Below are 10,343 nucleotides of genomic sequence, written 5' to 3' on the forward strand. Positions count from 1 at the left end.
TACCGTAGGCGGGCATGATGATCGCGCCATTGGCGATGTAGAAGTTGGTGTAGGAGGCACAGAACACCTCGGCGCCCGGATCGACAGCATCGCTGGCCTCGTACAGGTCGAGCAGTTCGAAATGGCGGCCCCGGGCATCGGTGGCGAGCTCAAGGGCGCGGCGGTTTTCGCGCACCACTTCGGCGTACACCGAATGCGCGTCATGGGTAGCGTCGACCAGCAACACGCCTGGGCGGGCGAATGCGCAGACGCCGTCGACATGGCCGTCGGTCATGTCGCCGGTGACGTATTGCGGGTCACCCGGCAGCCAGATGGTCTTGCTGATACCCAGGTACCGGGCGAAGCAGGCCTCGAACTCAGCCTTGCTCACGCCTGGGTTGCGGTTGGGGTTGAGCAGCACCGACTCGGTGGTGATCAGCGTGCCTTCGCCATCAACATGAATTGCACCGCCCTCGTTGCACAGCGGCGTGCTGAAGCCGTCCAGACCCAGCTGGTCAAGGATGCGCCGACCCAGGCTGCGGTCATGGCCATGTTGCGACTTGCCGCCCCAGGCATTGAAACGCCAGCTCAGCCCGGCCAGGCCATGCTGCGGGTGCCAGATGAAGCTTGGGCCGCTGTCACGGCACCAGCTGTCGTCCACGGCCAGTTCGATCAGTTCGATATTGGCGCTGCACAGGGCACGCGCGCTTTCCAGGGCCGATGGGTCGACCACCATTTTTACCGGTTCGAAGCGGGCGATGGCGGCTGCGACCCGTGCATAGTCACGCTGGACGTCGGCCAGGGTCACCCGCCAACCGGCTTCCCACAGCCCTCGGTTGTGCGGCCAGACCATCCAGGTTGCAGCGTGGCGGGTCCATTCGGCGGGCATGCGCCAGCCGCTGTCGGGGGACAGGTGCATAGTGAACTCCAATCTATTAAGGATTTTCATCAACGAAGCCCGCCGTCGCGGGTGTTGATGTCCATGCTATGGCTAGGATTGCTTGGCGACAAACGATAGATTTAGCGCATATCTGATCAGCAGGGCTTATCAATAATGCTTAAACACTGGCCACCCCTGAATGCCCTGCGCGGTTTCGAGGCCGCAGCGCGGCTGGGCAGTTTTCACAAGGCTGCCGAGGCGCTGAACCTGACCCAGTCGGCCATCAGTCAGCAGATCCGCAGCCTGGAAACCTACCTTGAGCAGCCGTTGTTCCATCGCAGCGGGCGTAGCGTGAGCCTGACCGATGCCGGGCACGACCTGCTCAGCACCACGCAGTCGTTGTTGCAGCACCTGGCCGTGGGCATTCGCCGGCTGGACCAGTACCGCAAGCCCAACCAGCTGGTCGTCAATACCAGCCCGGCGTTTGCCAGGCACTGGCTGCTGCCGCGCCTGGCCGACTTTCACCAGCGTTGCCCGCAGGTCGACCTGTGGCTGTTCACCAGTTTCGAGGTGCCGGACATGGCCACCGAGACCATCGACCTGGCCATCCGCGACGACCTCAGCGCCCAGGCCGAATGCAGCTTCAGCGTGTTGCACCAGGACCTGCTGTACCCGGCCTGTCACCCTTCGCTGCTGGCGGCAAGCGCGCGCACCACCTTGCACGGCGAGCGGGAAATGGACTGGAGCCACTGGCAGCTGGAAGGCGGGGAGGATGTGGGGCAGCAGGGCAAGGGGCTGAATTTCTCCGACCCCGGGCTGTTGCTGGATGCCGCCAGCGAAGGGTTGGGGGTGGCTCTGGTCAGCCAGCTGCTGGCGCGGCGGGCGGTGGAGGAGGGGCGGTTGCAGGCGTTGTCGGTGCAGCGGGTGCGCGGGCCGGCGTGGGCCTGCCTGGTGCACCGGGATAGTCAGGATGACCTGTTGGCCAGGCAGTTTCTGGATTGGTTGAGGGGGGCTTTGGCCTAAGCGTGAGTTTGCCTGCACGGGCCCCATCGCCGGCAAGCCAGCTCCCACAAGTACCCAGCGGTGCTGAAGGTCTGCGCCGTCTTTGTGGGAGCTGGCTTGCCGGCGATGGGGCCGGTGCAGGTAAACCACTGTTTTGCATCCCTCGGATCACCCCGTAATATGTGTCGGATAACCTGCGGGGGTAGTCTCACCCTCTGATCAATCGGAATCGCCCAAGGTGGCGCTTCCCTGCATAAACCTGACGAGGTACAGACATTGGCCATCATTCATCCTAAGGTTCGCGGTTTCATCTGCACCACGACTCACCCGAAGGGCTGCGAGCTCAACGTCCGTGACCAGATCGAAGCCACCCGCAAGCTGGGCGTGCGCGAGGATGGCCCGAAGAAGGTCCTGGTCATCGGTGCTTCCAGCGGCTACGGCCTGGCAGCCCGCATCACCGCAGCCTTCGGCTTCAAGGCCGACACCCTGGGCGTGTTCTTCGAAAAGCCAGGCACCGAGACCAAGGCCGGCACCGCTGGCTGGTACAACTCCGCCGCCTTCGACAAGTTTGCCAAGGCCGAAGGCCTGTACAGCAAATCGATCAACGGTGACGCGTTCTCCGACGAAGCCCGTGCCAAGGTCATCGAGCTGATCAAGAACGAAATGGGCGGCAAGGTCGACCTGGTCATCTACTCGCTGGCCTCGCCAGTGCGCAAGCTGCCGCAGAGCGGTGAAGTGATCCGCTCCGCGCTCAAGCCGATCGGCCAGCCGTACAAGTCGACCGCCATCGACACCAACAAGGACACCATCATCGAGGCCAGCATCGAGCCGGCCACCGAACAGGAAATTGCCGACACCGTTACCGTCATGGGCGGCCAGGACTGGCAGCTGTGGATCGACGCCCTGGCCGGCGCCGACGTGCTGGCCGAAGGTGCCCGTACCGTGGCCTTCAGCTACATCGGCAGTGACATCACCTGGCCGATCTACTGGCACGGTGCGCTGGGCCAGGCCAAGCAGGACCTGGACGACACCGCCCTGCGCCTGAACCAGAAGCTGGCCGGCGAAGTGAAAGGCGGTGCCAACGTGGCCGTACTGAAGTCTGTGGTCACCCAGGCCAGCTCGGCCATTCCGGTGATGCCGCTGTACCTGTCGATGGTGTTCAAGATCATGCAGGAGAAAGGTGTTCACGAAGGCACCCAGGACCAACTGGACCGCATGTATCGCGACCGTCTGTATCGCGCCGATGGTGCGCCGGCCGAAGTCGACGAAAAGGGCCGCCTGCGTCTGGACGACTGGGAGCTGCGCGACGACGTACAGAACGACTGCAAGGCCCTGTGGCCGCAGGTGACAACCGAGAACCTGTTCCAGCTGACCGACTATGCCGGCTACAAGAAGCAGTTCCTCAACCTGTTCGGCTTCGAGCGCGCTGACGTCAACTACGACGAAGACGTGGCCACCGATGTGAAGTTCGACTGCATCGAGCTGTAATCCTTTCAGCCTGTACCGGCCAACAATCCCATGTGGGAGCGGGTTCATCGAGGCGTCGAACCGCCGCGAAATGGCCGGTACAGGCTGTATGATTTTTGCTAGTTTTGGCGCACAACAACAGGGAATGCGCCATGAGTAGCCACACCCAACCCGCCACCCCGTTTCGCCAGGCCACAGCCGACGGCTATAACCTCGGCGGGTTCCGCTGGCGCCACGCCAAACCTGACCCCCAGCGCCCGCTGGTGATCATCAACGCTGCCACTTCGGTACGCTGCCGCTATTACTCCCGTTTTGCCGACTACCTGTTCGCCCAGGGCTGCGATGTGCTGACCTACGATTACCGTGGCATCGGTGAATCCCGCCCAGCTTCGTTGCGTGGCTTTCAGGCGACCTGGAGCGACTGGGGCCAGCTGGATTTCGAAGCCATGCTGGCGCATGCAGCCGCCCATTTCCCCGGCCAGCCGGTGGACGTGGTTGGGCACAGTTTCGGTGGTTGTGCGGTGGGCCTGGCGCCGTCGGCGGGGCAGATACGGCGGGTGGTGATGGTGGGGGCGCAGTTCGCCTACTGGCGCGATTACGCAGCGGGCCAGCGCTGGCAGCTGTTGGGCAAGTGGCATGTGGTGATGCCGCTGCTGACCCGGGTGTTCGGCTATTTTCCCGGCAAACGCCTGGGTTGGCTGGAGGATACGCCATCCGGCGTGGTGCAGGACTGGACCACCCGTACCCCGCGCTATGAGCAACGCCCCAGCGGGCGTGGCCTGGCTGCGCTACCGTTCGCCCAGGTGCGGGCGGCGACGCTGGCTATCAGCTTGACTGATGACCCGTTCGGCACGGTGGCGGCGACCGAGCGGTTGCTGGGCTATCTGCAGCATGCCGAACGCCGGCACCTGCGCATCGCCCCTGTGGATATCTCGGTGAAGGACATCGGCCATTTCGCGTTTTTCCATGACCGGTTTCGCGAAAGTTTGTGGCCGGTGGCGTTGCAGTGGTTGCAGGCTGGAGGGTTGGAAGGTGGGGTGCCAGGAAGGATCATGAGCTGATGCTGCTGGCTCTGGCCTCATCGCCGGCAAGCCAGCTTCCACAGGGCTTGCCTCAGCCTGAGGTCAGTGAGATGCCCATTGGAGCTCTGTGTTGCCCAACATAGACTGGCTGGCGCGATTCCTGTGGGAGCTGGCTTGCCGGCGATGGGCTGCAAAGCAGCCCCGGCAATCTCAAGCCTTGCGCGACAGCGGCTGCGCTGCAAACTTGACGCCCGCCAGCCCATGCGTGATCAGCGCACGGATATTTCCATGGTCGCTACCCTCAGGCGTGGCCAGCACATCACGGTAATGCTCGCCAAAGGCCAACAGCGCTTCCTGGTCGCTCAGGCCTTCCAGCACGGCCAGGCCCAGGGTCTTGCACGACCCTTCGTTTTGCCCTGCAGCGTTCTCCACGCCGCCATTGTTGAAGGCCTGCGGCTGGTAACTGTAGTGCTCGGCAATGAATGCCAGGGTGTCGGCAAACAGGTGTTGGCCGCCGGCCAGGCTGGCGCGCAGGGAGTTCAGATCAGTCACGAGGTTTTCCTTTTTCAAACGCCGCGTGTTGCTCGGCGCTGGCTTCTTTCTGGTGTTGGGCTTTCCACTCGGCGTAAGGCATGCCGTACACCGCTTCGCGGGCGTCATCCAGGCTCAGGTCGAGCTGACGCTCGTCAGCCGCGGCCTTGTACCACTTGGACAGGCAGTTACGGCAGAAACCGGACAGGTTCATCAGGTCGATGTTCTGCACGTCGGTGCGTTTCTGCAGGTGTTCGACCAGGCGCCGGAACGCGGCGGCCTCGAGTTCGAGCTGTTGTTGTGGGGTCATGGGGTTTCTCTCAGGTCATGCGGTTCTTCAGGTGGCGGCCACCGTTGATGACCACCTGGCTGCCGGTGCTGTACTGGCTGGCGAGCAGGTACTTGACCGTCTCGATCAGCGGGCCGGCACCGGGTTCGAACTGCAGCAGGGCCTTGTTCAGGGTCTGCTGGCGGTAGGCTTCGTCACCCCCTTCCTTGAGGATCAGCAGCCCGGGGAGGATACCGTTCACATGCACCTTGGGCGCATATTTTTCGGCGAACGACAGCACCATGTTCTGCAGCGCGGCCTTGGTCGCGGCGTAGCCAATGTGGCTTTTGCTGCCGCGCGAAGAAGTCTCGTCGCAGATATGGATGATATCGGCCTTGTCCACCTTGGTCAGCAGCTCGCCCAGGGCCAGGTTGAGGTGGTAGGGCGCTTCGACGTGCAGGCGGAACATGGTCTCGAGGTTGTCCAGGCCGTCATCGAGCCACAGCGAGGCGTTGTGGATGATGGCGCGCAGGCCGTCGTAATGGTTGTGCAGGTGGTCGATCAGCGCCAGGCGGTCGGCCGCCTGGCACAGGTCGGCCTGGAACTGCACGATGTTCGGATGCGCTGCTGCTGGCTGGGTGCTGCGGCTGGCACTGACCACCGTATGGCCGGCCTGTGCCAGTTCAAGGGCCAGGGCCAGCCCGACGCGCTGGCTGGCTCCGGTTACGAGAATGGGGCTGTTCATGTTCGGGCTGGTCAACTTGTCTGTCCGTTGGTTGCTGCCCAGCATACCCGAACTGTTTGGCGCATGGGTGGCCTGCCCTCGGCGGCTCGGTTCAGCAGGCTGATGGCTGTGTCCTGTGGCCGTTGCTGTCGTAGTAGACTAGTTGTTCAACTTACCCACCCAGGGTGCCCGAGCAGATGAACGAACAGGGACGTGATCCGCTGATCGAGATGGCCATGGAGCAGCAGGAGCTGTTTCCGATCCGTGAAGTTTCTCGCCTGACAGGCGTCAACGCTGTGACCCTGCGCGCGTGGGAGCGCCGCTATGGCCTGATTCAACCAACCCGTACCGACAGTGGTCACCGTCTGTACTCCCAAGCCGATATCGACGACATCCGCCGTATTCTTGGCTGGCTGGAGCGCGGTGTGGCGGTGAGCAAAGTGGGCAGTATCCTCGCCCGCGGCCATGCCCTGGCCGGGCAGGTAGGCCGTGCGACAGACACTTGGCTGCACTGGCAGCACCAGGCTCGCCAGGCGGTGCAACGTTTCGATCAGGCGCGCCTGCACCGCCTGTTCGATGAGGTGTTCGCCGCGAGTACGCTGGATCAGGTGTTTGCCGAGGTGTTCATGCCGGTATGGCAAGACCTGGTGGTCGACCAGCGCGGCTACGGGCAGGCCAGCGAGTGGCTGTTCCTCGACCAGTTCCTGCGTTGCCGGGTGTTTGCCCGCCTGCAGCTTGCCCATGTGCCGCGCAGCCGCACGGTGCTGCTGGCACCTTTGCCGGGTCAATGCCACGAACTGGAATTGCTGGTGACCAGCCTGACCCTGGGCTGCGAAGAAATTGGTGTGGCGCCGCTCGCGAGCGGGCAGCCGCTGCAGGAGCTGGCGCTGGTATGCGAACGCCTGAAACCGGACGCCTTGGTGCTGTTTTCCCATCAGTCACCCACAAGCGAAATCACCCGGCGCCTGACGCGCCTGGCGGCGGTGCTGGAGTGCCCGTTGTTACTGGCCGGTGAAGCGGCGGAAGCGGCACAGGACAGCTTGGCGGGCAGCCCGGTCGCCTGCCTGGGTGCGCAAAGTAGCGTGATGCGTCAGCGTTTGCGGCAGTTCCTGGCCGGTCAGCTCGATACCTGATTGTGCAGTTCGGGGTGTGCCCGGCGATGGGCCTGGAGAATATAGTCGCGCAGGCGCTCGATTTCTTCGGCTGGGCCTTGGCTGAGGTCGTAGGCCGCCAGGTCCGGGCCAATACGTCGGCCCAAAGTGCCGTGCAGTTCGATAGGAGGGATGTCGCCCGGGGCGAAGCGCAGTTCGAAACGGGCGGGTGCCGTTGACAGGTCACGCACTTCCAGCAGCACACCTTTGAACGAAATATCACGCACCCACAGGCCGCTTGCCTGGTCATGGGCATCGAGCAGCGCGCTCGGCTGGTCCATCGACAGGCGCCAAGGGCGCATCATGGGGCCGTCTTCGTAGATTTCCGGTGAGCCCAGTTGCAGGTGCAGCGCGTGGAACTCGTCCTCCACCAGTTGCAGTGGGAAACTGATCTGCTGGTTGTTGAACTGGGCCTGCAAGGTCACCTGCTCGTTGGCCACCAGGCGGGTGAGCAAGCTCTGGATTTTGCGGTCGCCATTGACCAGCAGGCTCGACATGGAGTCGGCCAGGTTCAACTGCGGCGAATGCTGCATGTTCTGAATGAAGTCCAGCTCGTCCTGGGTCAGGAGCGGGTCTGCTTGCATGATCGAACTCGGTGGTGGCGATTTCTTCAACTGGGTTGACCGTGAATGGGGCGTTTGGTTCAGACACGCTCGTCGGATTGTAGACGAGCGCGCAGCTCCGCCAGTTCCCGTTCCAGCTCGATCTGCCGGCTGACGTCTTTCTGAATGCCGATGAAGTAGGTTCGCTGGTCGGCGTCATTGCGCACCGGGGTGATCGACAGCTCATTCCAGAAGGCGCTGCCGTCCTTGCGATAATTGCGCAGCACCTCGCGGCAGGGGCGGCCTTCGGCCAGGGCCTTGCGGATACGCGCACGGCCAAGCTGATCGCGGTCGTCGGCCTGCAGGAAACGGCAATCCTGATAGAGGATCTCGTCACGGCTGTAGCCGGTCAGGCGTTCAAACGCGGCGTTCACGTAGATGAGGATGGTGTCGTCGCCTTCCTGTTCGGCGACCACGATACCGTCATTGGACGCATTGACCATGGATTGCAGCAACTGCGCGTTGATCATGTTCTGGCCCTGAGCAATGAGGGTGCGAAGAAGGGCGGAGATGGCGACTTTGGTAGAGGCGGCCTTTTGCCATTGCTGGATGCTAGTATCCTACGTTTTCACTCAGTTTCGGAATCCTCTACCCGATGAAAGTCGCCATTATTTCCGGATCGGTCTATGGCACCGCCGAAGAAGTCGCCCGCCATGCCGAATCGCTGCTCAAGGCTGCGGGCCTGGAGGCCTGGCATGCTGCGCGTGCCACCCTGCAGGACCTTGAGGGGTTTGCCCCGCAAGCCTTGCTGGCCGTGACCTCGACCACCGGCATGGGTGAACTGCCGGACAACCTCATGCCGTTGTACAGCAGCATTCGTGACACCCTGCCTGCGGCCTGGCGTGGTTTGCCGGGCGCGGTGATCGCGCTGGGCGATTCCAGCTATGGCGATACCTATTGCGGTGGCGGTGAGCAGATGCGCGAGCTGTTTGCCGAGTTGGGCGTGAACGAAGTGCAACCCATGCTGCGCCTGGATGCCAGCGAGACGGTCACCCCGGAGACCGATGCCGAGCCTTGGCTGGCTGAGCTTGCTCAAGCGTTGCAGGCCTGATTCGAAGCTTCACGCGCATGCTGCGGTGACCGTTCGTGCCACTGACTCGCCAAGTCATCAAGCTGGCTGGCAACGCAAGTTCCAGCCCGCGGGCTGCTGGCTAGACTCAGCCTCGACATAGAGAGCACATGTAAGTGCCGAGGTGACATGCAATGACCGCAGCCTTGCCCTATTCCGTCAACACCACTTCACCGGGACCGCTCTGATGCCCATGGCCGAGATTCCATTGTGCGTCTGGCGTACCCGGGGACAGAGTTTCATCTTCCGGGGCCAGAGCATCCGCTACTGGACCGCGGGGCAAGGAGAGCCCCTGCTGCTTCTACACGGCTTCCCCACCGCCAGCTGGGACTGGCACTACCTGTGGGGGCCCTTGACCCAACGCTTCCGGGTTATCGCCTGTGACATGCTCGGCTTTGGCGATTCGGCCAAACCGGTCGATCATACCTACAGCCTGATCGAGCAGGCAGACTTGCAGCAGGCCCTGCTCGGTCACCTGCAGGTCGACCAGCCTGTGCATCTGCTGGCCCACGACTACGGCGGCAGCGTGGCTCAGGAGCTGCTGGCGCGCCACCATGAACAGCGCGCCGACGTAGCCAGTTGCGTGTTTCTCAATAGCGGGTTGTTCCCCGAAAGTTGCCGCACGCTGCTGATTCAGAAGCTGCTGCTCAGCCGGTTTGGCTGGCTGGTAGGGCGCTCGTTCGGGCGTGACGACCTGGTGCGCAACGTGACCCAGATCTACGGCCCGTGCACTCACCCCAGTGAAAGTGCGCTGGATGATTTCTGGAGCCTGATCGTCGCCAACCGGGGCACGCGCATCCTGCACAAGCTGGTGGGGTACATGTCCGAGCGCAGTGTGTACCGCGAACGCTGGGTCGGGGCGATGCAGCGCACGAGCGTGCCACTGCGCTTGATCAATGGCGTGGTCGACCCGCTGTCCGGCGCGCACATGCTCGAGCGTTACCAGCAACTGGTGCCGCAGCCGGACACCGTGCAGTTGCAGGGCATCGGCCATTACCCGCACACCGAAGCGCCAGTACAGGTGCTGCGCCACTACCTGGCCTTTCGGGAACAGGCGCCTGGCTGCTTCCAGCAGAAGGTGGCCTGGTCCTGACCCGGCCTCATCGCCCTGGGTTATTGCCGGGCATTCAGCCTGGGTGAGCTTGATTGCCCCCCTGTCGCTGGCGGCGGACACTCGGCTGACCTGAACCAGCCTGGAGCCGTGCGCATGAGCGAGCCTGTCCATCTGCAAGATCGCGTGGTGATCGTCACCGGGGCCGGTGGCGGCCTGGGCCGTGCCCATGCGCTGTTGTTCGCCGCGCGCGGCGCCAGGGTTGTGGTCAACGACCTCGGTGGCTCCACCCACGGGGAAGGTGCCAGCGCTTCTGCCGCTGACCGGGTGGTGGAGCAGATCCGCGCCGCCGGTGGCAGCGCCATCGCCAACCATGACTCGGTCAGCCACGGCGCACGCATTGTCGAGCAGGCCCTGGACAGCTTCGGCCGTGTCGATGTGCTGGTGAACAATGCCGGCATCCTGCGGGACAGGACGTTCCACAAGATGGACGACAGTGACTGGGAGCAGGTCTACCAGGTGCATGTCGAAGGCGCCTTCAAGGTCACCCGCGCTGCCTGGCCACACCTGCGCGAGCAGAACTGGGGACGAGTGATC

Annotated in this window: 13 protein-coding genes; 7 read left to right on the plus strand and 6 right to left on the minus strand. The window is 63.3% G+C overall.

Going from position 1 to position 10,343, the window contains the following annotated elements:
- Window positions 1-898, minus strand: an 898-nt coding sequence (locus tag HP546_RS19450; protein ID WP_172228464.1) for an agmatine deiminase family protein, incomplete at its 3' end; no start/stop codon positions are given.
- 135 nt (window positions 899-1,033) lie between these two features.
- On the opposite strand from HP546_RS19450, the gene HP546_RS19455 reads away from it, so the two are divergent.
- The 3 genes from HP546_RS19455 to HP546_RS19465 all read left to right on the plus strand — a co-directional run bounded on the left by HP546_RS19455 (window position 1,034) and on the right by HP546_RS19465 (window position 4,389).
- Window positions 1,034-1,882, plus strand: coding sequence for a LysR substrate-binding domain-containing protein (locus tag HP546_RS19455; protein WP_172228466.1), 849 nt, complete (start codon window positions 1,034-1,036; stop codon window positions 1,880-1,882).
- Between the two features lie 255 nt (window positions 1,883-2,137).
- On the plus strand, window positions 2,138-3,349 hold the full coding sequence (gene fabV, locus HP546_RS19460; RefSeq protein ID WP_172228468.1) for an enoyl-ACP reductase FabV: 1,212 nt from the start codon (window positions 2,138-2,140) through the stop codon (window positions 3,347-3,349).
- Between the two features lie 131 nt (window positions 3,350-3,480).
- Window positions 3,481-4,389, plus strand: a complete 909-nt coding sequence (locus HP546_RS19465) for an alpha/beta fold hydrolase (RefSeq protein WP_172228470.1) — start codon at window positions 3,481-3,483, stop codon at window positions 4,387-4,389.
- A 171-nt stretch (window positions 4,390-4,560) separates the two neighbouring features.
- Here HP546_RS19465 and HP546_RS19470 read toward each other — a convergent pair whose 3' ends face one another.
- The 3 genes from HP546_RS19470 to folM are packed head-to-tail and all read right to left on the minus strand — an operon-like array spanning window position 4,561 to window position 5,939.
- Window positions 4,561-4,902, minus strand: a complete 342-nt coding sequence (locus HP546_RS19470) for a HopJ type III effector protein (RefSeq protein ID WP_172228472.1) — start codon at window positions 4,900-4,902, stop codon at window positions 4,561-4,563.
- Window positions 4,895-5,191, minus strand: a complete 297-nt coding sequence (locus HP546_RS19475) for a DUF1244 domain-containing protein (protein WP_172228474.1) — start codon at window positions 5,189-5,191, stop codon at window positions 4,895-4,897. The genes HP546_RS19470 and HP546_RS19475 overlap by 8 nt, the downstream gene beginning before the upstream one ends.
- A 10-nt stretch (window positions 5,192-5,201) precedes the next feature.
- Window positions 5,202-5,939 (minus strand): dihydromonapterin reductase, encoded by a 738-nt coding sequence (gene folM / locus HP546_RS19480; RefSeq protein WP_172228476.1) that lies wholly within the window; start codon window positions 5,937-5,939, stop codon window positions 5,202-5,204.
- Window positions 5,940-6,070: 131 nt separating this feature from the next.
- On the opposite strand from folM, the gene HP546_RS19485 reads away from it, so the two are divergent.
- Entirely contained in the window at window positions 6,071-7,006 is a 936-nt protein-coding gene (locus tag HP546_RS19485) for a MerR family transcriptional regulator (protein ID WP_172228478.1), read from the plus strand.
- Here HP546_RS19485 and HP546_RS19490 read toward each other — a convergent pair.
- Window positions 6,991-7,608 (minus strand): hypothetical protein, encoded by a 618-nt coding sequence (locus HP546_RS19490; protein WP_172228480.1) that lies wholly within the window; start codon window positions 7,606-7,608, stop codon window positions 6,991-6,993. The genes HP546_RS19485 and HP546_RS19490 overlap by 16 nt on opposite strands.
- A gap of 59 nt (window positions 7,609-7,667) precedes the next feature.
- A complete protein-coding gene (locus HP546_RS19495; protein ID WP_172228482.1) occupies window positions 7,668-8,096 on the minus strand; it encodes a PAS domain S-box protein in 429 nt (142 codons plus the stop codon).
- A 125-nt stretch (window positions 8,097-8,221) separates the two neighbouring features.
- Between HP546_RS19495 and HP546_RS19500 the strand changes: the two genes are divergently transcribed.
- The 3 genes from HP546_RS19500 to HP546_RS19510 all read left to right on the plus strand — a co-directional run.
- Window positions 8,222-8,677 (plus strand): flavodoxin, encoded by a 456-nt coding sequence (locus HP546_RS19500; protein WP_172228484.1) that lies wholly within the window; start codon window positions 8,222-8,224, stop codon window positions 8,675-8,677.
- Window positions 8,678-8,882: 205 nt separating this feature from the next.
- Window positions 8,883-9,788, plus strand: coding sequence for an alpha/beta fold hydrolase (locus HP546_RS19505; protein ID WP_172228486.1), 906 nt, complete (start codon window positions 8,883-8,885; stop codon window positions 9,786-9,788).
- Between the two features lie 114 nt (window positions 9,789-9,902).
- On the plus strand, window positions 9,903-10,343 hold a 441-nt coding region (locus HP546_RS19510; RefSeq protein WP_172228488.1), incomplete at its 3' end, for an SDR family NAD(P)-dependent oxidoreductase.

The organism is Pseudomonas sp. CM25, from assembly GCF_013179705.1.
Classification (GTDB): domain Bacteria; phylum Pseudomonadota; class Gammaproteobacteria; order Pseudomonadales; family Pseudomonadaceae; genus Aquipseudomonas.